Genomic DNA, 23,314 nt, shown 5'->3' with positions numbered 1-23,314 from the left:
TGCATGTTCTGCCTGCAGGGGGTGGGTATGTTGATGCAGCTTACCCCAGTATTTTCGGTGCAGCTCAGTGCGTCCCCAAAAATTGTGCCTGACAAAAAAAGTAAGGGATTGTTAACAATGTTGGACTTGCCCAGCAAATTTGCAGGCTCAGTGGATTCTCTGGTTGTCCAGCAGACTCATCATGTCACGCTGGGACATGGGCCGGTGGTAGTAATAGCCTTGGAAGGTCTGGCAACCGGCCTGCTCCAGGTAACGTTGTTGCACCTCGGTCTCGACCCCTTCGGCCACCAGCTTGAGACCCAGGCCTTTGGCGATGGAGATGATCGCCAGAACCACCGGAAACTGCAGGGTGTCGTCTTCAATCGGCATCACAAAGGAGCGGTCAATTTTCAGCACATGGATTGGAAACCGGTGCAGATACGCCAGCGACGAGTAACCGGTGCCAAAGTCATCAATCGCCACCCTGACGCCCAGCTGGCACAGCTTCTGGAGCTGGTCAATGGCCGCCTGCGGGTTGCGGATGCAGATGTTTTCGGTGATCTCGACTTCCAGCTGTGCGGGAGGAACCTGGAAACGCTCCAATGTCGCCTTGAGTTTGTCGAAGAAGTCGCCCCGGTCGAGGTAGTGCGGTGAGAGGTTGATCGATAGATAAGGGCGCTCGTCACCCAGGGTGTTCCAGGCCAGCAGGTCCCGGCACACGGCTTCGAGCATCCAGTCGCTGATGGCAATGATCAGGCCGCTCTCTTCGGCATAGGGCAAAAACGCACCGGCACCCAAGAAACCGCGCTGCGGATGGTTCCAGCGCATCAGTGCCTCGGCACCAATCACCCGGCCACTTTTGGCATCCACCTGCGGCTGGTAATACATCTCCAGTTCACCCGCCAACAGCGCCAGGCGCAAGCCACTTTCTACCGAGATCTGCTCGAAACTCTGGTTGAGCATCGACAGCTCAAAAAACTGGTAGCCGTTGCGCCCGGAGGACTTCTTGGCATGCATCGCCAGATCGGCGTTGCGGATCAGCTCGTCGACACTTTCGCCGTCTTTGGGGTACACCGCCACCCCAATGCTGGCGGTGATGTGGATGGTTTGACCACCCAGGGCAAACGGTGCACGCAAGGCATCCAGAAAGGCTTGCGCCACCCGGGTCGGGTCTTGAACGGTGTCGAGTTCGGGTAGCACCACATTGAACTCGTCGCTACCAAAACGGGACAGGGTGTCGCTGTGGCGCAAGCAGCCTTTGAGCCGGATGGTGGCCTGTTGCAACAGTTCATCACCCAGCTGGTGGCCCAGGGAGTCGTTGATGACCTTGAAACGGTCCAGGTCCACAAACATCACGGCCAGGCCGCCTTTTTTACGCTTGGCCTGCAACAGCGCCAGGTTCAGCCGGTCTTTGAACAGAACCCGGTTGGGTAAATCGGTGAGGATGTCGTAGTAGGCTTGGTAGGCGATCAGTTCGTCGGCGCGCTTGCGGTCGGTGATGTCGCGCGCCACGCCGTAGATGCCCATCTGCTCCAGGTTCTGTGGAATGCCTTCGGTGCGCATCACCTGGGTGGTGAAGGACACACTCATGAGCTCCACACTGAAGACCCGCCCCTCTTCCTCGAGATGGCGCGACTTGAGCCGCAGCTCGATGTTGCGTGACCAGCGTTGTTGTTGTTGCCCGTCGCTGAAGACGTAGTTGGCTCGTTCCAGATCACGCGTGTGCACCATGTCGGCGTAGTGTTTGCCAATCAGTTCTTCGGCATTAAAACCCAACAGCGGGTGAATGCGGTTGTTGACAAAGGTCAGCTTGCCCTGGTGATCGAGTGTGAAGATGATGTCGGGTGAGCTGTCCACCAGGTAACGGTAAATGCGCTCCGAACTCTCCAGCCTGCCGGCAATCTGCTTGTTTTCGGCTTCCAGCTGACGCTGGTGCAGCGCGTTCTGCACCGCCTTGATCAGTTCCTCGCGCGGGTAGGGCTTGCGCAGGTAGTCGTAGGCACCACGGCGTAGCGCACCAATGGCGGCCTCGATGCCGACGTCGCCGCTGGTGACGATCACGTTGGCATCGATCTGGTGCAGGTTCATGTAGTCCATGACCTCGTGCCCCGAGATGTCGGGCATGCGCAGGTCCAGGATGATGAGGTCGAAGCTGTCGCTGCTGAGGCGCTCAATCGCTTCGGTGCCACTGTTGGCGGTGACCAGGATGAAGCCCCGGTTGCCCAGCAGATCACACAGGCTTTGCAGCAGCCTGGGTTCGTCATCCACCAGCAGCAGCTTGGCCGGTTTGTGCAGGATCTGGGTGGTTTGCAGCCCACGTGAGGCCAGCGTGAAATCCCATTGAAGTGGACTTAAGTTGCTCATTGAACCAGGCTTTTGGCATGCCGTGCTGGCAGCAGAATTTCAAAGACGGTTCCCAGTGCGGAGCTTTTGCAGGTGATCGACCCTTGCAGCTTTTGCACCAGACCATGGACGATGCTCAGGCCCAGGCCGCGGTTGTCGCCCGCCTTGCTGCTGCGCACCGGTGAGAAGAGTTTGGCCAGCACCTCGTCGGGCAAACCGGGGCCGTTGTCCCGCACCTGCAGCGAAAAATACTCGGCACCACCACGTTGTGTGATGCCGTTGTTGATAACCTCGATGCGGCCCCCTTTGGACAAGGCCTCGACCGCGTTTTTGATGAGGTTGACAAAAATCTGTTTGACCACACCACTGGTGCCTGAAATGGTGCTGGGCTCATCGGGCAGCACGGCCGCAATTTGCACCGTGGGCGGCAGAAACCGGCTTTCCCGGAACAAGCGCACGATGTCGTTGATCAGCTTGTTGATGTCGATCAGGGTGTCGGGCGCCGGTGGCGCCACACGTGCAAACTCCTTGATGATGCTGCCCACGCGGTCAATTTCCTCGTTGAGGATCGACAACTCCGCACCCACCGGCTCCTGGCGTGCCAGCTTGTCGTCCAGCACCCCCAGGTAGTTCTTGATGATCGACAAGGGGTTACTGGCCTCGTGCACGATCTTGCGCGAATTCTTGATGTGTTCTTCCTGCAGGGTGGCGATGCGCCGGTCCATTTCGCCGCGCTCTTTGGCTGCGGCCTCCATGGCGCTGGCGGCCTGGTTGCCAAACACCAGCAGGAATTTTTCCTGGCGCTGCAAATCCGACACCCTCCAGGCTTCCAGCCCGGCAATCAGCAGACCCAGACTGCGGTTGCCCGACACCAGCGGCAGACACAAAAGGCAGGGGCTGTTGAAGCTGCGCAGCAGTTGCTCTTCGGTCAGCGTCAGGCTGCTGCGGCCACGCTCCAGAAAGGCCAAGTGCCTGCTGGTCACCGAGTCGGCGATGCCACCACCGGCCAGGCTGATGGAAAAGTCTGCCAGGCGCTGGCGCTGCTCGCCCACCGAGGCGCTGATCAGTGAGCGGCCGTTGTTGCTGACCAGAAACACCGCTGTGTCTTCCAGGTCAAACAGGATGCGGGCGTTTTGCCGCACGCTGTCGAGCAGCTGGGTGCCGTCTTTCTGGCGTGCAAACACCTGGCTGAGCTCGGCCGTCAGTGCGCGGTTGCGAATCTCTTCGGTCAGGCGCTGCTGCATCGGGTTGACGGTCACCGGCGCCACGGGCACCGAGACCGAGGCCAACATCTCGGGCAGGCCTGACAGGTTGATACCCAGATGCTCGGCGGCCAGCATCACCTGTCCCTCACAAGCCTGGTAGATGTCCTGCAGCTTGGCATCGTCGATGCCACACACCGCGCCCATGTCCTCGGGCAGCGGGGTGCCTACCGGGTGGTCACTGAGCAAATGCGCCAGGTGGATGATCCGGATCAGCGGGTGTGCCATCATGACGCGTGCCGGATTTTCGTGGTGGTAAAGCACCGCGTCGGCCAGGAATGAATCCATCTCCCAGCGTTCGATCAGCCAGGCGCCTGCTTCGGCGTGCGATATGTGTAGGCTTTTCTGTTCGATGGCGCACAGGTCCCCGTCATCGGAGGTATAAAAATTGAAGCTGTAGGTGTCGGGTGCCGCTGCCAGCAAGGCCAGTCGACCCACATCGTGCAACAGCCCGGCGAGGTAGGCCTCTTCAATCTGCGGGTACTGCATGGCCTTGGCCAGATCACGGGCGATCACTGCGGCTGCCAGGGAATGTTTCCAGAACGGGCGCAGATCGGTGCCGCCGGTATGTGGAAAACCGCTGAAGGTCTGGAACACCGACTCGCTGATCAGCAGCGACTTGACCAGATCTGCACCCAGTGTGGTGAGCGCCTGGGGCAGGCCCAGTTTGCGGCCACTGCGCTGGTAGGCCGCGCTGTTGGCCACACGCAGCACCCGGCTGGTCATGCCCGCGTCGTTGGCGATCAATTTGGCAAGCTCAGTGATCCCAACTTCATCGGCCTGGCACAGGTCAATGAGTTTGATCAGAATCTGCGGCATGGTGGGCAGGCGCGCCACCAGCAAGCGGTTCCGGATGTCATCAGGATGAGCAGAGTTCACAAATAAGGTGGTGTGTGGGCCCAGCTGGGAGCCCTGGTTATGTTCCATGTCGCAACGACTAAGTCAATATAACAGCAAGGGGTGAATTTTTACCACTTAGATGCAATTTGTATAGCAGATATATTGAGATAGATCATGTGTAACCCTAAATCCTTTCTGTATGAGATGCTATCAAAACATGGAACACCGCCCAGTTGCTGGTGCTAGCCGTCGCTTGCCCAAGGATTGCAGCAAACAGCGTGCCTGAATTCAGGTGTTGCTCTTAAGCGACGCGGCCTTGTCCCTTGTGGCACACTCCCGCACCTGTTTGTTTTGGGGCCGCTCACCAGGTCGGCTGGTTGTTAAGTTATGCAGAAAATCATCGCGCAACTGGCGCAAGAAATACGGGTGCAGGAACGCCAGGTGGCGGCTGCGGTGGAGTTGCTCGACGGTGGCGCCACCGTTCCCTTTGTTGCCCGCTACCGCAAGGAAGTCACCGGCGGCCTGGACGACATCCAGCTGCGTGAACTGGAAGCCCGCCTGAGTTATTTGCGCGACCTGCGCGACCGCCGCGCTGCGGTGATCAAGAGCATCGACGAGCAGGGCAAGATGACTCCGGCGTTGCTGGCCGCACTGCTGGCCGCACCCACCAAGCAGGAGCTCGAAGACCTGTACCTGCCGTTCAAACAAAAACGCCGCACCAAGGGCCAGATCGCCCGTGAGGCCGGTATCGAGCCGCTGGCCGATGCGCTGTTTGCCGATCCGAGTCTGGACCCGGCGGCTCAGGCGCAAGCCTACGTGAAATCCGAGAAAACCGAAGCCGGTGACGACTTCACCACGGTGCAAGCGGTGCTCGATGGCGTGCGCGACATCCTGAGTGAGCGCTGGGCCGAAGACGCCGCGCTGGTGCAAGACCTGCGCGGCTGGTTGTGGGATCAGGGCCTGTTCAAAAGCAGCCTGATGGCTGGCAAAAACGAGTCCGACCCTGAGGTGGCCAAGTTCCGTGATTATTTTGACTACGACGAGCCGATTGCCCGCGTGCCATCGCACCGCGCGTTGGCGGTGTTCCGTGGCCGCAGCCTGGAGATTCTGGAGACCACGCTGGTGTTGCCCGAACCGCCAGTAGCCAGTGGTCAAGCATCAAATCAGCCTTTAGCCCTCATTGATAAAGGGCCTGTAGTTACAAAAAAAAGAGCAAGCCAGGTGGTCTCGCTGGCTGAAGGCCGCATCGCGCTCAAACTGGGCTGGAGCCACAAAAATCGCGCGGCGGACGATCTGATCCGCAAATGTGTGGCCTGGACCTGGCGCGTCAAACTCAGCCTGTCCACCGAGCGAGACCTGTTCGCCAAGCTGCGCGAAGCCTCGGAAGCGGTGGCGATCAAGGTCTTTGCCGACAATCTGCGCGACCTGCTTCTGGCCGCACCGGCGGGCCCACGTGTGGTGCTGGGGCTGGACCCCGGCATCCGTACCGGGGTCAAGGTGGCGGTGGTGGATGCCACCGGCAAGCTGGTTGACACCAGCACGGTGTACCCGCACGAACCCCGCAAGGATTGGGATGGCTCCTTGCACACCCTGGCCAAGCTGTGTGAGAAACACGGCGTTAACCTGATTGCGATCGGCAACGGCACCGCCAGCCGCGAGACCGACAAATTGGCAGCCGACCTCATCAAATTGATGGCTAAATCGCCTGCAGCCCAGAATGGACAAGGGCAGGTAGCTATTGAAAAAGTAGTTGTGTCTGAGGCCGGTGCCTCTGTCTACTCGGCCAGCGAATTTGCTTCGCAAGAGATGCCCGATGTGGATGTGAGCCTGCGGGGTGCTGCCAGCATCGCCCGGCGTCTGCAGGACCCGTTGGCCGAGCTGGTCAAGATCGACCCCAAATCCATCGGTGTGGGGCAGTACCAGCACGACGTGAACCAGAGTGAACTCGCCAAAACCCTGGAAGCCGTGGTGGAGGACTGTGTCAACTCGGTGGGTGTCGACCTGAACATGGCCAGTGTGCCGCTCTTGAGCCGCGTCTCGGGCCTGAGTGCCGGTGTGGCCAAGGCGGTGGTGCGCTGGCGCGAGGCCAATGGTGCTTTTGCCAGCCGCCAGGATCTGCTCAAGGTCACCGGCCTGGGCCCCAAGGCGTTTGAGCAAAGCGCCGGTTTTTTACGCATCCGTGGTGGCAGCAACCCGCTGGACATGACCGGGGTACATCCCGAAACCTACCCGGTGGTGGAGCAAATCTTGGCCAAAACCGGCAAGCCGGTGTCTGAGCTGATGGGCCGTGCCGAGATGCTCAAAACCTTGCGCCCCGAGTTGTTTGCCAACGAGCGGTTTGGGGTCATCACCGTCAAGGACATCCTGGCGGAACTCGAAAAACCGGGCCGCGATCCACGGCCAGATTTCAAGGTGGCGCGTTTTAACGACGGTGTGGAAGACATCCGCGACCTGAAAGAGGGCATGATTCTGGAGGGCACGGTCAGCAATGTGGCCGCGTTTGGCGCGTTTGTGGACCTGGGTGTGCACCAGGACGGCCTGGTGCATGTGAGCCAGCTCGCGCACAAATTTGTCAATGACGCACGCGAGGTGGTCAAGACCGGTGACATCGTCAAGGTGCAGGTGGTCGAGGTCGATGTGGCGCGCAAACGCATCGCTCTGACCATGAAGCTCGGCACGCCACCCGCACGCAGCGGCGGCGCCGGTGACAACCGCTTTCAGGGTGCCAGTGCGCAGCAGCGTGGGCGTGGTGTGGGCGCGGCGGCACATGCGCCACAATCCACGGCTATGTCATCCGCATTTGCCAAACTCAAAGGCTTGGGAAACTGACACCCCATGGAGCCCACCGCCCTGTTGTCGTCACGCTTTGTCATGCCCAGCAGGCCCCGGGCGGTGGCGCTGCTGCTGGTGGAGTTGGCCCGGCCCGAGCCGGATTTGCGGCGTATTGACCAGCTGGTGAGCTCCGACCCGGCGCTGGCCATGCGCCTGTTGCAAGCGGCCAATGCCAACTACTTCGGGCTGACCGGCCAGATCCACGGTGTGAGTGAGGCGCTGGCCGTGCTGCGCCTGGGCCAGGTGCAGGCCATGGTGGCATCGGCGGCCGCCGTGCCGGGCTACCCCAACAGTCCCAGCTTTGACATCACCCAGTTCTGGGCCTACAGCCTGGACTGCGCCAAGGTGGCGCGTTCGCTGGCCGGGTTGTTGCGGCTCAACCAGCAGGCGGCGTTCACCTGCGGGCTGATCCATGCGGTGGGTGAACTCGCGATGCGCTCCGGCATGAGCCAGGTGGTGGCATTGGATGCCCGCTCCCGCCCGCTGGGCCTCAAACGCAGCCGGGTGGAGCGCCGCGTGTTTGGCTTCTGTTACACCGAGGTCAGTGCCTGGCTGGCGCGCCAGTGGCATCTGCCGACCTTGATCCATGACGCGCTGCTGTTTGCCCATGCGCCGTTCGACCATGAGCCCCACGAACCCATGGCCGGTGTGGTACACCTGGCGATCTGGCGCGCCCGCGCAAGGCAAGTGCGTTTGAGCGAAAACGCGATGACGGTGAGTTTTCCCTCGCTGGTGGCTGAGGTGATGGGGCTCGACATCGACCTGGTGCTGCAGCAGGACCCGATCGACTGGTCGTTGCAGGAGCCCGGACGCCCGCTGATTTAAGCTTGGTGGGCGAGCTGCGGCAGTGCCGCTGCCGCACCCTGTGTTTGCAGCTTGAACATCGCCACCGTCTGCACCAGACCGTGCGCCTGAACCTTCAGGCTGCTGGCTGCAGCGGTCATTTCTTCGACCAACGCGGCGTTTTGCTGGGTGACCTGGTCCATCTGCATCACGGCTTCACCAATCTGGGTCACCCCGTGGCTTTGCTCCTGGCTGGCGGCGCTGATCTCGCTCATGATGTTGGTCACGCGCTGCACCGACTGCACCACCTCCTGCATGGTGCTGCCCGCCTGGTCGACCAGGGCGTTGCCCTGGTCGATGCGTGTGACGCTGGCCTGGATCAGGGTCTTGATCTCGCGCGCGGCCTCGGCACTGCGCCCGGCCAGCAAGCGCACCTCTGAGGCCACCACCGCAAAACCACGCCCCTGCTCACCCGCACGCGCGGCTTCCACTGCGGCGTTCAAGGCCAGGATGTTGGTTTGAAAGGCAATGCCGTCGATCACGGAAATGATGTCGCTGATCTTGCGCGAGGCCTCGTTGATGCCACGCATGGTGTCCACCACCTGACTCACCACCACGCCACCTTGTTGCGCGACCTGGCTGGCATTCAGCGCGAGCTGGTTGGCCTGCTGGGCGCTGTCGGCATTCTGTTTGACGCGCCCGTTGAGCTCTTCCATGCTGGCCGAGGTTTGCTCCAGCGCACTGGCTTGTGACTCGGTGCGTGCCGACAGGTCCAGGTTGCCCTGGGCGATTTCGGTGCTGGCGGCAGCGACCGCCTCGGCACCCTGGCGCACCCGGCTGACCACCTGCACCAAGTTGTTTTGCATGCTGTGCATGGCGTCGATCAACTCGCCCACCTCATCGGCCACCACGGCGGTGGCGGTGCTGGTGAGGTCGCCCGCAGCCACCCGGCTGGCCAGGCCGGAGGCCGAGCTCAGGGGCGCGATGGTCTGTTTCCAGGTCATCCAGGTCACGGCCAGCACCGACAGCAGGGCCACCAGCAGCATCACGCTGGTCGACACCCAGGTGGCCTGTTGGGCGTGGTCGTGGGCCTGCTGTGTTTCTGCGGCCTCTGCCGCACTCAGCGTGGCCAGTACCTTGCCCAGAGTGGCGGCGGCGGCACGGTCCACCCCTTTGGCGGCGCTGTCTCCGGCGCCGGATTCATGGCCGGCCGCCTCGAATGCGACAAAGGCTTTCTGGTAACCCGCCTGCGCGCTGGCCATCTCGGTCTGTAACTGGTTCACCAGGGTTTTGGCCGCCGGGTCGTCCGCCACCAGTTCCGTCAGGGTTTGGAGGTTGTTGTTGACCTGACCCATGGCTTTTTGATGTGCTGCCCAGTATTTGTCCAGATTGGCCGGGTCCTTGCCACGCAGCAGCACGTTTTTCCATTCCTGGATGGCCACCGCAAAGTTGGAGGCCACTTCGGCGCCCTTTTTGCTGCCTGCCACATGCTGCAGCACATTGTTCTCAAACTTGGCCACTGCGCCGTTGAGCATCACAATGCCCAACAGCCCCGCGCTGAGGATCAGCACCGCACCAATGGCAAAAGTCAGGGGGATTCGGATACGCATCTTCATGGGCAACACCTGTTCAAGGATGGATCACACCGGGGGGAACTGTCACACGCCACGGGGTTGGCCAGCGCGCCTGGGGCAACAGTCAAAGATGGACGGGCCATGTTAGCCGGTGTGGCGTTTTGGCGATAGTCCAAAACACGCCGCTGTGGCCGATGTGTCGCCATCAGACAGCCATCAGGGTGGTGTGTGCGGCATTTGCCGGGCTGTGGCTGGACAATCACCGAATCTAGCCCTCTCTTTACCCACGTTGTCCATGAAAAATGCCCTGCACATCTACGCTGGCCCGCGCGCGCTGGCGCACCTGCGCCACCACGGCCTGCACAGCCACGACATTGCCGCGATACCAGCCGCAGCGGGTGGCCCCAAGGGCCTGATCCTGGGGCCGCTGGACCAGTTCATTTTTGGCGACTGGTTGCCGCAATCCAAGCAGTCGGTGGCGCTGGTGGGGGGCTCGATAGGCGCCTGGCGCATGGCCACCGCCTGCCTGAACGAGCCGGTGGCTGCACTCCAACGACTTGAGCACGACTACATCCACCAGAACTACGCGTTGTTACCCGGTGAAAAACGGCCCGCCGCGGCACGGGTCAGTGCGCTGTTTGGCCAGAACCTGCAGGCCTTTTACGGCGGGCGCATCACTGAGCTGCTGCAGCACCCGCGTTACCGGCTGCATCTGCTCACAGCGCATGGGCGTGGCCTGCTCAAGCGCGAGGCGGGCTGGTCCACCGCCATCGGTTATGGCGCGGCCTTTGCCAGCAACCTGCTGGCGCGGCGGGCGCTGGGCCTGTGGCTGCAGCGCGTGGTGTTCTCCAGCCCGCTGCCGGGTGCACCCCATCAGCTGGCCAGCTTGCCGTTTGACGCGAGCGACTACCCGACACATCAGGTGGGCTTGACCGAGGCCAACTTCTTGCCTGCGATGCAGGCCAGTTGTTCGATCCCGTTTGTGCTGCAGGCGGTGCACGATATTACGGGTGCCCCCAGCGGCGCGTATTGGGACGGTGGTGTGACCGACTACCACCTGCACCTGAACTGGGCGGCAGCGCTAGGCGCTGCACAAAAAATAGCTATCTGCCCAGGTGATACAAGGGCTACAGGCCAAAAAGACCCACAAAACGGGGCAGCACTGGTGTTGTACCCCCATTTCCAGCGCAGCGTGGTGCCGGGCTGGCTGGACAAACACCTGCGCTGGCGCCACCGCGCCACACCGTTTCTGGATAACCTGCTGCTGCTGGCGCCCAACCCCGAGTGGGTCAAAACGCTGCCCAATGGCAAACTGCCTGACCGCACCGACTTCACCCACTACGGTGCCGATCTGTCAGGCCGCATCAAGGTCTGGACCGCCGCCGTGTCAGCCAGTCAGCAGCTGGCTGACGAGTTCGCGCAGTGGCTGGACCGCCTGGACATGGGGGTGGTGCGGGTGTTGTGAGGGCGTGCAGCAGAGCAGCTGGGGCGTTGGGGCTGCGTCCCGTATCTGCGCCACCGAATAGGCCATCAACACAGATAGTCACCCAGGAGATGGGTATTGAGTTGGCCAAGCCCGCGGAAGTTCGGGCAGGGCACACAGCTCGTTTACCCATGCAACCGTCAAGGCCGCGCTGCCCAGTTCATCGCGGCCTTGCCAGCACCAGCCGACACAGCGCTGAGCACCGAACCCCAGCACATGTCGATCAACGTCAGTTTCACCGGCCAGTTCTTGAGTGTGGCGAGGTTGCTTAGGTCATAGGTGGCGTAAGTCACGAAGCCGAACAGGGCTCCAAAAAACAGCGTGCGGCCCCATTGGGGGGCATTCACATGGGGCATCAGCACAAAAACCACCAGGCCCAGGGCATAAACCACATAAAACACCGCTGCCGCAGCGACGCGGGGCTTGTCAGCCATCAGGTGGCCGATGGCCTCCTGGTACATCGGTTTGGCAACCACACCCAGCCATACCATGTCCAACAACAGCATCGCCGCTGCCACAGCGACGTAGCCAGCAACATACTTGTTCATCGCACCACGCCCGACGTGATAAGTGTCTTCATGCGGTTTCTCCCTGGGCACCTGTCACAGGTGACAGCCCGGTGTGTGAACCGTGTTCGCCCATGGCGAGGGGTTTGCCTGTGACCGCTGACGCTATCAGGCTGAAAGCCCTGACCATCCGGCTGTTGGAGGCATCCCAATAGTCGGCGACGTTGGGCACAAACTTCAGCAAGGCCAGCGTGGGTGATGTCGGGCCTTCTGGAAACCAGGGTTTGGCCATGGGGGTCCACAGGCTGTTGATGCGCGCCTGGTCCTTGTCGATTTCCCCCCGGCCAGACAGCGACACGTAGGTCCCACGCGCCACATCGGTGAACGTCAGGTTGGCAACGGTGAGGTGTTCAAGTGTGGAGGATCGCCGGTCAGTGAAGAACCAGATCGCGCCCGTGGCGTCCATTTCCAGGGGCGCCATTGGACGGCTCGCCAACGTGCCGTCGGACTCGATCGTGGTCAACATCGCAATGTGGGTGCCCTCAATCATCTGAGCAACGTGGGAGAGATCGGCGCTGGTCTGGGTTTCTGTTTTCATGGTTGTTTTTGTGGCGTGAAAGTGACGTTGTCACAACCTCAGGTTGCGAGGTGTAGTCAAGTAAATAGGCGGTAGGACTGTTCAATGTAGGCGCCAGTGCGTCACCGGTCTGTGCGTTTACGAACGCATCACAAAACGGGCAGTGGTGCAGTACTAGGCTGACCGAGCGCCGCGCCGCCACTGCGAGAAGGCAGACAGCAGACTCTCCCAACTCAGAGTTTTGGGTTTTTGCCGGGGTCGAAATGGCGTCGTTGGGACAAACATCGCCCGGCCGCTGATTTCCACCGCGTGTGCCGCGCGATCAAAGGCCATCGTGCCATGGGCTGCGGCTTGTTGGGTGTCGCCGGACTCGTGAAACGCCGCCGCTTGTCGATGGTGTTTGAGTGATTTTTGGAGCTGAGCCATCGCCTCACGGTGAAGGGTCTGCGGGCTGACCAAAGGCTCTGTGCCGTCTGAGGTAGTAGTGCAGTTCATGGTGTGACCTGGTCTTGGGATGACTCACTGTATGGCTTCAGCCACACCTGGTCAGTACGGCAACGAACAAAGCGCTGCCGGGGTGTATGTTGGCTGGCAGACCGACAGCACCGGCCGTGAGCGGCGTAATCACAACCCGAATGGGGTGGCTTTCTTGCGCCACACACGCTGGCCTTTGAACGCCAAGCCAAGTCGACCTGCCATGGCCGAGTGCAATGGCGTACGGCAGCGGCGCCGTCGAAGATGAGCCATCCCACACAACACAGCGAGGCGCCTCCTACATGACAAAGGACAAGGAACCAGTTCACCACCACCCACCCCAGGGTTTTCGTGATCGATTCGCCTACCGTTTGGTCAAGTTCATGCGGTTTTTTGCGGACGCATTTTTCGCAAAACGTTATGGCAACCGGGCGGTGGTGTTGGAAACTGTGGCGGCTGTGCCGGGCATGGTGGCTGGCGCTTTGCAACATTTGCGGGCGCTGCGCCGGATGGAAAGTGACCGGGGTTGGATCCGCGTGCTGCTGGATGAGGCAGAAAACGAACGCATGCACCTGATGACGTTTATCGAGATTGCCAAACCCTCGCGTTTGGAGCGGCTGTTGGTGGTAGGGGTGCAGGGTGTGTTCTACAACTTGTTCTTTTTGTTGTATGTGTTTTCACCCAGAACGGCGCACCGCATCGTGGGTTATCTGGAGGAAGAGGCGGTTTACAGCTACACCGAGTACCTGGCAGGGGTCGACAACGGCAGCTACCCGAATGTGCCAGCGCCCCAAGTTGCCCTGGATTACTGGAAGCTGGCATCCGGCACCTTGCTGCGCGAGGTGATTGTGTTGATCCGGGCGGATGAAGCACACCACCGCGATGTGAACCACCAGTTTTCCGACGAACTGGCCCACGCCCAGGACTGAACAGCCAGCCCTAGCGCGGCGTGTGTACCAGGGCGCTGGGTGTGACGCGCCCTGCCTGACTCAGTGCGTGGGTCTACCAGCCTCACGCTCAGGATGGCGGTGTCTGCCCAGCGCGGTGATGAAGTCGACCACTGCCTGGTCCGCTTTGACTTTGAGTGGCATCACGATGCCCGGGTCTGCGTCGCCGCTGGCCAGGGTGGCTGAGATGCCAGCGCGTTCAATCAGGGTGCTGGCGGCCCCCAGCGCCAGAATGGTCTTGCCATGACGGTACTGGTTTGAGATGAAGTCCATCACCTCAACATAGTCCCCCAGAGCTGCCAGACCGTCGGCACCGTCAGGCAACACCAGGCCATCAAATAAAACCGGGGGGGCGTTCTCAAACGTTGCGCTGGCCTCCAGCGTGCTGTTGTTCTCGGTCGTCACCCGTCCCAGCCGGGCCGCGATGAGATGCACCTCGGCACCTGCCGCCTGCAAAGCGTCAAGCACGACCGCGACCGACGGTCCAGCGACCCCATCGGCCAGCAGAATCGCCACTTTGCGGGTGCGAACCCCCCCATCACCTGGCAAAGCAGTGAGCGACAGCGCTGGCGAAATGCTTACCTCGGGCGATGCTGGATCAACCAGCGCTTTTGGCATCGCGTCCGGCACGGCGATACCCAAGCCAGCGGCGACGGTGGCGGCGAGTTCGGGTGAGACGTTGACCAGCGACGACACCATGCGCTCGCGGATGGCAGGCACCGTGAGTTTGCTCAACTCGAAGCGAAAGCCGCCCGCGATATGTGCTTTCTCTTGCGCCGTCTGGCTCTCATAAAACAAGGTGGCCTGGGTGTAGTGGTCTGCAAATTTCTCGGGCTTGCCACGTAACTTGTCGCCTTGCCCCTCGTCCACTGGTTGCGGGAACGACACAAAGCCTGCCGCGCCGGCCTGGAACGGGCAACCACCCCCCAGCGAATTGGGTTCGTACGCGACACGGCCACGCGGGATGGTCTGGCGGTGTAATCCGTCGCGCTGGTTATTGGCCACGGGTGCCAGCGGCGCGTTGATCGGAAGCTCGTGGAAGTTGGCCCCACCCAGGCGGGTGATCTGGGTGTCCAGGTAGGAGTGGATGCGTCCCGCCAGCAAGGGGTCGTTGCTGAAGTCGATGCCGGGAATCACGTGGGCGGTGCAAAAGGCCACCTGCTCGGTTTCGGCAAAGAAGTTGTCCGGGTTGCGGTTGAGCACCATGCGGCCCACCGGTGTCACCGGTACCAGCTCCTCAGGGATCAGCTTGGTGGCATCAAGCACATCGAAGCTGAAGCTCTCGGCCTGGGCCTCGGTGAAGATTTGCAGGCCCATCTCCCACTCCGGGTACTCACCCGACTCGATGGCGTCCCACAGATCGCGGCGGTGGAAGTCTGAATCAGCGCCCGATATCTTGACGGCTTCGTCCCACACCAGCGAATGGGTGCCCAGCTTGGGTTTCCAATGGAACTTGACAAAGTGTGACTCACCTGCTGCATTGACCAACCGGAAGGTATGCACACCAAAACCCTGCATCATGCGCAGGCTGCGCGGAATGCCGCGGTCAGACATCACCCACATCAAGGTGTGGGTGGTCTCCGGGCTGAGCGAGGCAAAGTCCCAGAAGGTGTCGTGGGCCGACGCGGCTTGCGGCATGGCGTTGTGTGGTTCGGGTTTCACCGCGTGGATCAGGTCCGGGAACTTCATCGCGTCCTGGATAAAAAACACCGGGATGTTGTTGCCCACCAGGTCCCAGTTGCCTTCGTCGGTATAAAACTTGACGGCAAACCCACGCACGTCGCGTGCCGTGTCGGTGGAACCCCGTTCACCCGCTACGGTGGAGAAGCGTGCAAACACCGGTGTGATCTTGCCTGCGGCCTGGAACGGTGCGGCGCGTGTGAACGCGGTCATCGGCTCATAAGCTTCAAAATAGCCGTGGGCAGCGGAGCCGCGTGCATGCACGATGCGCTCCGGAATGCGTTCGTGGTCAAAGTGGGTGATTTTCTCGCGCAGGATGAAGTCTTCCATCAGGGTTGGCCCGCGCAGGCCCGCTTTGAGCGAATTCTGGTTGTCCCCAACCGCGACCCCCTGATTGGTGGTCAGCACCTGACCGGATGTCTCTGAGCGGGCACAGTTGAGTGCTTCAGCTTTGGAAGACACATTGGATTCACTGAGCGTGCTGGCTGAGACCGTGGGCGAGTCGCTTGGCACATTGGCGCCGCGTGGCGGTGCGACGGCGTTCTCGCGGCCGAAATCATCTGCCTTGTTGATGTTGTAAGGCATGGCCGCCGCCAGGGCTTGCACGGCGGCCAGTTGCTCCGCCATCGGCAGGGCCTGGCGCTGTGGTTTGTCGGTATTTTTGGACTTGGGTGTGGTTTTCATGGGGGACCTGGTGATGTGGACGTTAAAAGCCGGATGGGCCGTCTTCGCTGCAGGGATCAGCCACCCGACGGTGGTGGCTTGCCGCCAGGGCCAGGAACCATGCGCTCGCGCAGGGCCGCGTTTTGACCTGGGGTGGCATGCATGTCGGTGTCGACTTGACCGGCAGCAAGGTCACGTTGGGCCTGGACCATCTTGGGGTCGGGCTTGGCGGACGGGGCGTCGGGCGACTCGTCGCGTTCATGAGGCAGTGCCAGACCAGGGGCCGACAGGGGTGCTTTGGCGTTACGCGGCGGTGTAGCCCGCTGGCGCCCGACCGGGCGCTTGTTTGCTGGGTTCATCGGCATCTGGCAACCTCAAGCGGGTGATTGGTGGGCCGGGCCAAAACAGCCCTTTTGGCACCCGGATCGATCACACGCTCATGCTCAGGGTCGTCCGGGATGAAGGCGGGCACCGGCCCTTCGTCGGGCTCGACGGGTGGCGCACCCGGCTCGAACTCGTCAGGCACGTCGTTGTCCGGCAGATCAGGTTGGGGAAGCTGTGTTGGGTACATGGTGGTGCGACTGAACGCGGTGTGGGGTTGGGGGCGCTACTGCGAGCTTGAACGCGCAGTACCGAACGGAAAGATGTTGACGACGATGAAGATGGTCGGCGACGGCAGGGTTTGCGTCTGTGCGGCACCGAACGTCGCTGTGACTGGTTTGCTCAGGGACGTATTTCAAGACCTGATTCATAACTGCGTGTCCAACAAGGTGGCCAGCGTTTCTTGCAGACGCTCATCAACGGGACGCGCAAGCCACTGGGCATGGGTCACCTGTTGCGCGTTCGCGAGGTCGGCCTCAAAGGTGGCGGTCTGCAGCGTTGCAAAGGCCGGGTCAATGACATTCAGCGTGGCTTCGTCGTTCAACCGGAAAGAGCGGTTGTCAAAGTTGGTTGACCCCACCGAGACCAGCAAACCGTCGACGATCATCACCTTGCAGTGGTACATGGTGGGCCGGTATTCCGCAATCACCGCGCCGGCGGCCAGCAGCGGCCCCCAGGTGGCGCGTGACGCTTTGCGCACGGTCTCGCTGTCGATGTGTTCACCCGGCACGATGATGCGTAACTTGACGCCGCGCTGCATCGCCGCCACCAGGGCCTGCTGTGTCAACGCGTCGGGCACAAAGTACGCGGCGGACAGGTCAATCGAGCGTGATGCCGCCGTTACGGCCAACAAATACATCAGCTTCATGCTTTCGCTGCCACCACTGGGTGAGCTGCTGAACATCTGCGCCGCCGCAGGGCCTGCAGGCGCCAACGCAGGAAAATAATCCGGGCCATGCAAGACATCGCCGGTGACTTTGATCCAGTTGTCGATGAAGACCGACTGCATCTGTGCCACCACCGGGCCTTTTATTTCAAAGTGGGTGTCACGCCAGTGCGCAGGGTCTTGTGCGTGGCCCGTCCAGGGGGACGCCACACCGACACCACCGGTGAAGCCAACACGCCCGTCAATCACCAGCAACTTGCGGTGGGTGCGGTTGTTCAGTCGGCCCAGGTGTGACCAGTGCGGTGGATGAAAGCGCCTGATCTGGACTCCAGCTTGCGCCATCACGTCTACCAGGCTGTCGTCCATCTTGGCGCTGCCCACCCAGTCAAGCAGTACATGCACTTTCACACCCTGGCGTGCCCGCTCGGCCAGGGCCGCGGCAAATGTGCGGCCAATGTCGCCCGACCAGTAGATGTAGGTTTCAAACGTGATGGAGACCTGGGCAGCACGTATCGCTGCCAGCATCGGTGGAAAGATCTGATCCCCGTTGAGCAGCGCTTGAACCTTTGTCCCCGGCAGGAAGGGTGGCCCGAGCAAGACACCCAGTTCGTGCATAAAACGCGGGTCATCCAATGCGTAGAGACGTTCGATGCGCCGCTCTATCTTGGTTTCGCCGCCCACAAAATTGGAGATCAGCAGCCCGGCAAACAGGCAGAGGCTGGCGACACCACATGCAATCAGCACCCATCGGGACCTGTGACCCATCTGTTGCAATCAGTCAGGGAGGGGGGCTGCGCTGGCGCCTGGGTTTGGCCTTGGGTGCCTTCAGTTACTCAATGGCCATCAGTTCCTCCTTGCGAGCCGCCATGCGTGTACCAAGCTCCAGCATGTCAGCAGAAGACGCCTTGGCCTTTGGAAACATCTCGGTCTGCTCCTCCTTGACGTGGTGCTTCACATATTCCGACAACACCTTCACTTTGGCGTCATACATCTCGCCGTCGGGCTCCACACCTTCCAGTTGTGCGATCAGGTCCTTCACCCCGGCGTGTTCGACCGTGGCCTCGGGAACCAGCAGCTTGTCTTTCAAAGCCGCTTTCACCGCCGGATAGAAAATTTCTTCCTCAATCTGTGCATGTACGCTGAGCGCGGTGCAGATCTCGGCAACCAGTGACTTCTTGGTGGCGTTGGAGCGGGTTTTCTCGTATTCGGTAAACAGTTGGCTCACGGCCTCATGGTCGGCTTTGAGCAGGGCAATGGCGTCCTTGGGGGCGGACTTGGCCTTGTCGGCGGAGGTGTTCTTGGTGGTGGTCATAGGGTGTCCTTGGTTGGTTAGGGGAAGGAATGGGGTGCCGTCACGTGAACAACGCGATCAAAATGATGATCGGGATGGGGATGCCGAGAAAAAACAATAAAAGTGAACGCATGGTGTTCTCCTGAAATCAAATTGTTGAAGGGTGGGTCAGGCGTCGCGCTGGCGACCGCCGTAAGTGGCGGCCCAGCTGGCGACAAAGGCGCCGATCAGCAGCGACACGAACAGCCACAGCGCGCTGTAGGCCGAGGCCTTGCGTGCTTTGTCGGCGGCGTCCCGGGCGGCCACTTCGGCGTCACGGACCTTGGCCTGCGCCTTTGCATACACATGGGTCACCCGCTTTTCAGCGTCCTGCTGCGACAAGCCGGTGCGCTGGGCCACCAGTTGGCCCACGTAACGCATGTCTTCGGGTGGCAGGACTTCTGCCAGACTGGCCTGCATGAAGATCCGGCTGACCTCGGCGCTGTCTTGGTCAGAGCTGCGCGCCATCACATCGCTGCCGATGGTCGCTGCGCTGGGTGTGGCTGTGATTGCGCCTGTGGCAGGGGCTGTGGGTACAAGCTCAGGTGCGGCAGCGCCGGGGCGTCTGAACAGCGAGTCCACAAAATAGCCCATCGGTTGCGTATCCTGGTTCGGCACCATCCCTGCCGAGGCAGCGGCACTGGCGCTGCTGGCAGCACCACCCACCATGGAGGCGCCCGCCTGCATACCACTGCCGAGGATCGATCCGATGACCGAGGTCAACAAGGCGGCGGTGGCCAAGGACGCCACGGCCCAGGCCAGAAAGCCGTGGGCGGTGTCGCGGAAATACACCTCGTCGGTGTGGACACCCGTCCACTTGGTGCGCAGGCGACCGGCAAGGTAGCCGCCCATCGCAGACGCCAACAACTGTGTGAACGTCAGCCACACGATGGTTGACACACCAAAGGTCGTGGCGCTGACACCATCTCGGGCCCAGGGCGACACCGATGACAAGCCCAGACCCACACCGAGGATCAGCAGGATCAGGGACAGGGATGCGGCTGCCGCCGCGCCTGCGGCGATGGCACCCCAGGAGACAGCGCTGTTGAGCGACCGGGTGTTGTCGACCAGACTGTGGCTTAGGCTGCGAGTGTGGGCCACATCGTCTGCGGTGGCGGTTGAGGCAGGTGTCATCGGTACTCCTGTCGACGAAAAGCGAGTCGGGTGTTGGGACATCTAACACATCGTGCTTCTCGGTTGTTGACAGGCATAGTAGGGACGCGCGCCAGGTTGATCTGTGCGTTTGTCCACGTTTGGTATGGACTCATGCGCCGATGTGTCTGGTGCCCTGTTGTGTGTAAATCACAGGGAGCTCAGCGGGTCAACCGCCTGGTCCCACGCGAATCAATGGCTCAATTTACTGCATTAGTGATAGCTATCAGCCCTTGTTGGATAAGGGCTAGATGCCATTCTGTTGCCGATCTCAAGGCGATTGCCCGTTGCTTTGTTTTTGAAGCCAACCTGCTCCGTGCGTCTGGACAGGTGTTGAAGCGATACAAATGGAAACAATTCATCCAACAGACAAGGTGCTGAATGTGCACCGTCAAGCTTGTCCCACCGAACTTTGTTGTTGCGTGTGTTGTGGCTGGTAAAGTGGCCTGATGAACTTCGCCATCCTCTCCTTCGACGGTTTCCGTGAAAACGCCACCGCTGATGACTCTGCCCGCTGCAGCGTTGCAGGCGGCTTCTCCGCTGGCGACGGGGCGCTGTTGATGTCCAGAGTCTGTCTGTGATGGAGGCGCAACTGCGTGAAGCCCTGGGGCCGGAGCTGCCTGACACGTCCATCTTGTCCGACACCGCCTTTTTGAGCGACTTGCGCCGCCAGATGTTGAGGTTTGCGACGCTGCAACTCAACAGCAGCCATACGGCGGAAGATGCTGTGCAAGAGGCGCTGGTGGGTGCTCTGAGAAATGCCAAGGCATTCGCCGGTCGGGCCGCGCTAAAAACCTGGGTGTTTGCCATTTTGCGCAACAAGATCGCCGATGTCTTGCGACACAAACAGCGCATGGGTGATGCCAGCAGCCTGCTGCGTGAACCGCAAGAGCATGAGGACTTTTCGGAGCTGTTTGACCCGAAAGGGCATTGGCAGGCCGATGAGCGACCCGCCCATTGGGGCAATCCGCACGAAGCCCTGCATCAGCAGCAGTTCTGGCGGGTTTTTGAAATTTGCCTGGAGGGCTTGCCCGGCAACCATGCAAGGGTATTCATGATGAAAGAATTTGTTGAACTGGATACCGCCGAGATTTGCACTGCCGTGGGTATCACCACCACCAATCTCAATGTGATGTTGCACCGGGCGCGCCTGCGCCTGCGGGAGTGCCTGGAGAACAACTGGTTTGCGAGGGGTGAGCACACATGATGAACTGTTTCCACGCCACAAAACTGATGTCCGAGTCGCAGGAGCGTGCCTTGTTGCTGTCAGAAAAAGTGGGCCTGAAGTTCCACCTGATGATGTGTTCCGGCTGCAAGAACTTCAGTGTGCAACTGCCGTTTCTGAGCCAGGTTATGAAGGCCTATGCCCAGGGCCAGGACGAAGCCCCGCCGACAGAACCGCCCAAATAGACAACCGTCCTTGCGGCTGTTGATCAGACCTGTGGCGGGGTCACTTGCAGCAGGTGCTGCGCTTCAGCGGTAGCGCCGGGTAATCCAGTGATCTACCGATAGCTGGCCCGGCCCATGCGCCGTCAGGTACAACAAGACAGCAGCCCAGGTGCCATGGGTGGGGTAGGCATCGGGGTAGACCAACAGCTGGATGGTCAGCGTCATGCCCAGCAGTGCCACAGCCGACAGACGGGTCGCTAAGCCCAGCAGGATCAGTACCGGAAAAACATGCTCAGCCGTTGCCGCCAGCATGGCGGCGAGCTCAGGCGGCAACAGCGGAAGCTGATATTCATCCCGAAACAGATCCACCACCGAATCTGACAGGCGTGGCCAGCCCCAGATGCGTTCGCCGTTGACGATGTCCAGCGCAAAACCCTGGATCTTGGTCTGACCTGACTTCCAGAACACCGCTGCGATGGAAAAACGCGCGACAAACGCCAGCACGCTGTTGGGTAAAGACTCGGCCAAATGGATGAACCGCCACGTCAGGCCAGAGACCCCGCTGTCATGGACGTCGGGTGGCGTTGGGAGTGTTGTCATGGCATGGGTCTCTGTAGGTGATGTTGGTGATGAGCTGCAAGCGCAGCAGCAACGCCAGGGTCTGGGTCAGGTCAAATGCCGCGTCACACTGGGTTGCCTGGTCCGCAGCCGCCAGCAGGGTGATTCCCGCGAGCAAGGCCTGGACAAAATGCGCTGTCCCCTTGAACAGCTCCAGCATGTCCACCGCCAGGTCGCGCCTGAACACCAGCACGGTCTGCGCTGGGGTCGGGTCGAAAATTGATGGGGTTTGTAAGTCCTGATGTGCTGCCCAAATGCTCAACACCGAAAAGGGTGAGGCAATGATCTGAGCCGAGGGGTGCAGGACCAGCCGTGCCGAGGCCAGTTGTTGCGGGTCGGTCAGCACCTCTTGCAGAGTCTGGGGGGTTATGGGGGGTATATCGGCCGCGTGGTAAGCGAGCACCCGGGCCATTTCCAGCCGGGCCACATCAGTCAGGTAAGGCACGCAGGCTGCAGGCGCAAAGCTGTCGATGAACGCGGCAAAGTCTTGCCCGTAATAGGCCAAAACGGGGGAGCGCGGTGGCCTGGCCTGGGCATAGACCCGCGCCATGGCGCGGAAAAATTCCTTGCCCACCAGCGCTTGTACCACCGGGTAGGTGTCGGCCAGGGCATCGACCAAAGACACCATCACGTTGTTGCGGTACACCGCAAAACGTGTCGCCGGGTTGCTGCCGTTCCAGCTGTGCAGGCCACCCGGGCAAGTCAGATCGGGGTTGAGCAGGGCTTCTGCGAAGTCGGCCTGGGTACTCATGCGTTCACCTCTGCCAGGCCAAGCCATTGGCCGGTTTGGTATCTGCCCGCCGCTTTGCGCAACTGGGTGTCGGCCAGATGGGCCTCGGCCAGCAACACCGGCCAAGCAGGGATGTGGTTGTCGCGTTCCAGCAGGGTGGCCACCGGGCCGGTCAAAGCCAGAGTGAAGCTGTACAAGTCCCACACGGCCTGCGCCACCGGGGCGCCATGGCTGTCAATCAACAGCAGATCACCGTTGGCGTCTTGTGACTCGGCAAACCCGGCCAGATGGATCTCGCCAACCTGGTCCAAAGGCAAATTGCGGATGACGGCTTGTGCGTCACGCTGGTGGTTGACGCTGCTGACATACACGTTGTTCACGTCCAGCAGCAGCCCGCAGCCGGTGCGCCGAATCACTTCTGACAAGAACGCGGTTTCGCTCCAGGTGGATGAGGCAAATTCAAGGTAGGTGGCCGGGTTCTCCAGCAACATACGCCGACCCAGGTACAACTGCACCTGGTGAATGTGGTCGCACACCCGTTGCAGTGTGGCGGTGGTGTAGGGCAGTGGCAGCAAGTCGTTCAGGAAGGTGCTGCCATGGGTTGACCAGGCCAGATGCTCCGAGAAGGATTGCGGCTGATAACGGTCCAGCAAGTGCTTCAGGTTTTGCAGATGATCCAGGTTCAGCGGCCCATCGGCGCCGATGGACAGCCCCACACCGTGGATCGAGAGTGCATAACGTTCCCTGATGCAGGTGAGGTAATGATGAAACGGCCCCCCGGGCACCATGTAATTTTCGGCATGGATTTCAAAGAAGCCGATGTCTGGCTGCGTGCTCAAGACGTCCTGAAAGTGTTCAGGCTTGAGCCCCACCCCCGCCCGGGTG

The 23,314-nt window shown here is 61.0% G+C and carries 23 protein-coding genes; 8 read left to right on the top strand and 15 right to left on the bottom strand.

What is annotated here, in order from left to right:
* Window positions 1-147 precede the first annotated feature (147 nt).
* Both KKO72_RS19160 and KKO72_RS19155 read right to left on the bottom strand, forming a co-directional pair.
* Window positions 148-2,343 (bottom strand): EAL domain-containing protein, encoded by a 2,196-nt coding sequence (locus KKO72_RS19160; RefSeq protein ID WP_214942896.1) that lies wholly within the window; start codon window positions 2,341-2,343, stop codon window positions 148-150.
* Window positions 2,340-4,463 carry an HDOD domain-containing protein gene (locus KKO72_RS19155; RefSeq protein ID WP_371736912.1) on the bottom strand — a complete coding sequence of 708 codons (2,124 nt, stop codon included), beginning with the start codon at window positions 4,461-4,463 and terminating at the stop codon, window positions 2,340-2,342. The genes KKO72_RS19160 and KKO72_RS19155 overlap by 4 nt, the downstream gene beginning before the upstream one ends.
* Window positions 4,464-4,811: 348 nt before the next feature.
* On the opposite strand from KKO72_RS19155, the gene KKO72_RS19150 reads away from it, so the two are divergent.
* Window positions 4,812-7,253, top strand: coding sequence for a Tex family protein (locus tag KKO72_RS19150; protein WP_214942893.1), 2,442 nt, complete (start codon window positions 4,812-4,814; stop codon window positions 7,251-7,253).
* Between the two features lie 6 nt (window positions 7,254-7,259).
* Window positions 7,260-8,081: an HDOD domain-containing protein gene (locus KKO72_RS19145; RefSeq protein WP_214942890.1), complete on the top strand. Its 822-nt coding sequence runs from the start codon at window positions 7,260-7,262 to the stop codon at window positions 8,079-8,081.
* Here the strand turns inward: KKO72_RS19145 and KKO72_RS21315 are convergent.
* Complete coding sequence (locus KKO72_RS21315) at window positions 8,078-9,655, bottom strand: methyl-accepting chemotaxis protein (protein WP_214942887.1); 1,578 nt, start codon at window positions 9,653-9,655, stop codon at window positions 8,078-8,080. The two genes, KKO72_RS19145 and KKO72_RS21315, sit on opposite strands and share 4 nt — an antisense overlap.
* 253 nt (window positions 9,656-9,908) lie before the next feature.
* Here KKO72_RS21315 and KKO72_RS19135 point away from each other — a divergent pair, with 253 nt between their 5' ends.
* A complete protein-coding gene (locus KKO72_RS19135; protein WP_214942884.1) occupies window positions 9,909-11,078 on the top strand; it encodes a phospholipase in 1,170 nt (389 codons plus the stop codon).
* A 158-nt stretch (window positions 11,079-11,236) separates the two neighbouring features.
* On the opposite strand, the gene KKO72_RS19130 is transcribed toward KKO72_RS19135, so the two are convergent.
* The 3 genes from KKO72_RS19130 to KKO72_RS19120 all read right to left on the bottom strand — a co-directional run bounded on the left by KKO72_RS19130 (window position 11,237) and on the right by KKO72_RS19120 (window position 12,674).
* Window positions 11,237-11,644 carry a DUF2177 family protein gene (locus KKO72_RS19130; protein WP_214942881.1) on the bottom strand — a complete coding sequence of 136 codons (408 nt, stop codon included), beginning with the start codon at window positions 11,642-11,644 and terminating at the stop codon, window positions 11,237-11,239.
* 28 nt (window positions 11,645-11,672) lie between these two features.
* The gene (locus KKO72_RS19125; protein ID WP_214942878.1) at window positions 11,673-12,200 is read right to left on the bottom strand and encodes a pyridoxamine 5'-phosphate oxidase family protein; all 528 of its coding nucleotides are present in this window, start codon (window positions 12,198-12,200) and stop codon (window positions 11,673-11,675) included.
* 153 nt (window positions 12,201-12,353) lie between these two features.
* Window positions 12,354-12,674, bottom strand: a complete 321-nt coding sequence (locus KKO72_RS19120; RefSeq protein ID WP_214942875.1) for a hypothetical protein — start codon at window positions 12,672-12,674, stop codon at window positions 12,354-12,356.
* 31 nt (window positions 12,675-12,705) lie between these two features.
* Here KKO72_RS19120 and KKO72_RS19115 point away from each other — a divergent pair, with 31 nt between their 5' ends.
* Both KKO72_RS19115 and KKO72_RS19110 read left to right on the top strand, forming a co-directional pair.
* Window positions 12,706-12,921: a hypothetical protein gene (locus KKO72_RS19115; RefSeq protein ID WP_214942873.1), complete on the top strand. Its 216-nt coding sequence runs from the start codon at window positions 12,706-12,708 to the stop codon at window positions 12,919-12,921.
* A 34-nt stretch (window positions 12,922-12,955) separates the two neighbouring features.
* Window positions 12,956-13,582, top strand: coding sequence for an alternative oxidase (locus KKO72_RS19110; protein WP_214942870.1), 627 nt, complete (start codon window positions 12,956-12,958; stop codon window positions 13,580-13,582).
* 60 nt (window positions 13,583-13,642) lie between these two features.
* Here the strand turns inward: KKO72_RS19110 and KKO72_RS19105 are convergent, their stop codons facing one another.
* The 6 genes from KKO72_RS19105 to KKO72_RS19080 all read right to left on the bottom strand — a co-directional run bounded on the left by KKO72_RS19105 (window position 13,643) and on the right by KKO72_RS19080 (window position 19,674).
* Complete coding sequence (locus KKO72_RS19105) at window positions 13,643-15,964, bottom strand: catalase (protein WP_214942867.1); 2,322 nt, start codon at window positions 15,962-15,964, stop codon at window positions 13,643-13,645.
* 56 nt (window positions 15,965-16,020) lie between these two features.
* A complete protein-coding gene (locus KKO72_RS19100; protein ID WP_214942864.1) occupies window positions 16,021-16,302 on the bottom strand; it encodes a hypothetical protein in 282 nt (93 codons plus the stop codon).
* Complete coding sequence (locus KKO72_RS19095) at window positions 16,299-16,514, bottom strand: hypothetical protein (RefSeq protein WP_214942861.1); 216 nt, start codon at window positions 16,512-16,514, stop codon at window positions 16,299-16,301. Before KKO72_RS19095 ends, KKO72_RS19100 begins: the two co-directional genes overlap by 4 nt.
* 177 nt (window positions 16,515-16,691) lie before the next feature.
* Window positions 16,692-17,984 carry a phosphatidylserine/phosphatidylglycerophosphate/cardiolipin synthase family protein gene (locus KKO72_RS19090; protein WP_371736911.1) on the bottom strand — a complete coding sequence of 431 codons (1,293 nt, stop codon included), beginning with the start codon at window positions 17,982-17,984 and terminating at the stop codon, window positions 16,692-16,694.
* Between the two features lie 55 nt (window positions 17,985-18,039).
* On the bottom strand, window positions 18,040-18,522 hold the full coding sequence (locus tag KKO72_RS19085) for a hemerythrin domain-containing protein (RefSeq protein ID WP_214942855.1): 483 nt from the start codon (window positions 18,520-18,522) through the stop codon (window positions 18,040-18,042).
* Between the two features lie 147 nt (window positions 18,523-18,669).
* On the bottom strand, window positions 18,670-19,674 hold the full coding sequence (locus tag KKO72_RS19080; protein WP_251140787.1) for a hypothetical protein: 1,005 nt from the start codon (window positions 19,672-19,674) through the stop codon (window positions 18,670-18,672).
* 467 nt (window positions 19,675-20,141) lie between these two features.
* Between KKO72_RS19080 and KKO72_RS21205 the strand changes: the two genes are divergently transcribed.
* The 3 genes from KKO72_RS21205 to KKO72_RS19070 are packed head-to-tail and all read left to right on the top strand — an operon-like array spanning window position 20,142 to window position 21,102.
* Window positions 20,142-20,273, top strand: coding sequence for a hypothetical protein (locus KKO72_RS21205; protein ID WP_256445121.1), 132 nt, complete (start codon window positions 20,142-20,144; stop codon window positions 20,271-20,273).
* Window positions 20,273-20,899: an RNA polymerase factor sigma-70 gene (locus tag KKO72_RS19075; RefSeq protein ID WP_214942932.1), complete on the top strand. Its 627-nt coding sequence runs from the start codon at window positions 20,273-20,275 to the stop codon at window positions 20,897-20,899. The genes KKO72_RS21205 and KKO72_RS19075 overlap by 1 nt, the downstream gene beginning before the upstream one ends.
* Complete coding sequence (locus KKO72_RS19070; protein ID WP_251140786.1) at window positions 20,896-21,102, top strand: hypothetical protein; 207 nt, start codon at window positions 20,896-20,898, stop codon at window positions 21,100-21,102. The genes KKO72_RS19075 and KKO72_RS19070 overlap by 4 nt, the downstream gene beginning before the upstream one ends.
* Window positions 21,103-21,165: 63 nt before the next feature.
* On the opposite strand, the gene KKO72_RS19065 is transcribed toward KKO72_RS19070, so the two are convergent.
* From KKO72_RS19065 to KKO72_RS19055, 3 genes are all read right to left on the bottom strand, one after another.
* Window positions 21,166-21,681 (bottom strand): DoxX family protein, encoded by a 516-nt coding sequence (locus KKO72_RS19065; protein WP_214942852.1) that lies wholly within the window; start codon window positions 21,679-21,681, stop codon window positions 21,166-21,168.
* Window positions 21,647-22,450, bottom strand: a complete 804-nt coding sequence (locus tag KKO72_RS19060) for a DUF2063 domain-containing protein (protein WP_214942848.1) — start codon at window positions 22,448-22,450, stop codon at window positions 21,647-21,649. Before KKO72_RS19060 ends, KKO72_RS19065 begins: the two co-directional genes overlap by 35 nt.
* Window positions 22,447-23,314: DUF692 domain-containing protein (locus KKO72_RS19055; RefSeq protein WP_214942845.1), on the bottom strand; the 868-nt coding region annotated here is incomplete at its 5' end. The genes KKO72_RS19060 and KKO72_RS19055, both read right to left, overlap by 4 nt.

This window comes from Rhodoferax sp. U11-2br, from assembly GCF_018619435.1.
Taxonomy (GTDB): Bacteria; Pseudomonadota; Gammaproteobacteria; order Burkholderiales; family Burkholderiaceae_C; genus Rhodoferax.
This window is presented reverse-complemented; position numbering and strand designations above follow the sequence as displayed.

Excerpts from the sequence above, each read along its gene's own strand:
- KKO72_RS19160 (WP_214942896.1), bottom strand. The coding sequence starts at position 2,343 with ATGAGCAACTTAAGTCCACTTCAATGGGATTTCACGCTGGCCTCACGT.
- KKO72_RS19150 (WP_214942893.1), top strand. The coding sequence starts at position 4,812 with ATGCAGAAAATCATCGCGCAACTGGCGCAAGAAATACGGGTGCAGGAA.
- KKO72_RS19145 (WP_214942890.1), top strand. The coding sequence starts at position 7,260 with ATGGAGCCCACCGCCCTGTTGTCGTCACGCTTTGTCATGCCCAGCAGG.
- KKO72_RS21315 (WP_214942887.1), bottom strand. The coding sequence starts at position 9,655 with ATGAAGATGCGTATCCGAATCCCCCTGACTTTTGCCATTGGTGCGGTG.
- KKO72_RS19135 (WP_214942884.1), top strand. The coding sequence starts at position 9,909 with ATGAAAAATGCCCTGCACATCTACGCTGGCCCGCGCGCGCTGGCGCAC.
- KKO72_RS19130 (WP_214942881.1), bottom strand. The coding sequence starts at position 11,644 with ATGAACAAGTATGTTGCTGGCTACGTCGCTGTGGCAGCGGCGATGCTG.
- KKO72_RS19125 (WP_214942878.1), bottom strand. The coding sequence starts at position 12,200 with ATGAAAACAGAAACCCAGACCAGCGCCGATCTCTCCCACGTTGCTCAG.
- KKO72_RS19120 (WP_214942875.1), bottom strand. The coding sequence starts at position 12,674 with ATGAACTGCACTACTACCTCAGACGGCACAGAGCCTTTGGTCAGCCCG.
- KKO72_RS19115 (WP_214942873.1), top strand. The coding sequence starts at position 12,706 with ATGGCTTCAGCCACACCTGGTCAGTACGGCAACGAACAAAGCGCTGCC.
- KKO72_RS19110 (WP_214942870.1), top strand. The coding sequence starts at position 12,956 with ATGACAAAGGACAAGGAACCAGTTCACCACCACCCACCCCAGGGTTTT.
- KKO72_RS19105 (WP_214942867.1), bottom strand. The coding sequence starts at position 15,964 with ATGAAAACCACACCCAAGTCCAAAAATACCGACAAACCACAGCGCCAG.
- KKO72_RS19100 (WP_214942864.1), bottom strand. The coding sequence starts at position 16,302 with ATGAACCCAGCAAACAAGCGCCCGGTCGGGCGCCAGCGGGCTACACCG.
- KKO72_RS19095 (WP_214942861.1), bottom strand. The coding sequence starts at position 16,514 with ATGTACCCAACACAGCTTCCCCAACCTGATCTGCCGGACAACGACGTG.
- KKO72_RS19085 (WP_214942855.1), bottom strand. The coding sequence starts at position 18,522 with ATGACCACCACCAAGAACACCTCCGCCGACAAGGCCAAGTCCGCCCCC.
- KKO72_RS19080 (WP_251140787.1), bottom strand. The coding sequence starts at position 19,674 with ATGACACCTGCCTCAACCGCCACCGCAGACGATGTGGCCCACACTCGC.
- KKO72_RS21205 (WP_256445121.1), top strand. The coding sequence starts at position 20,142 with ATGAACTTCGCCATCCTCTCCTTCGACGGTTTCCGTGAAAACGCCACC.
- KKO72_RS19075 (WP_214942932.1), top strand. The coding sequence starts at position 20,273 with ATGGAGGCGCAACTGCGTGAAGCCCTGGGGCCGGAGCTGCCTGACACG.
- KKO72_RS19070 (WP_251140786.1), top strand. The coding sequence starts at position 20,896 with ATGATGAACTGTTTCCACGCCACAAAACTGATGTCCGAGTCGCAGGAG.
- KKO72_RS19065 (WP_214942852.1), bottom strand. The coding sequence starts at position 21,681 with ATGACAACACTCCCAACGCCACCCGACGTCCATGACAGCGGGGTCTCT.
- KKO72_RS19060 (WP_214942848.1), bottom strand. The coding sequence starts at position 22,450 with ATGAGTACCCAGGCCGACTTCGCAGAAGCCCTGCTCAACCCCGATCTG.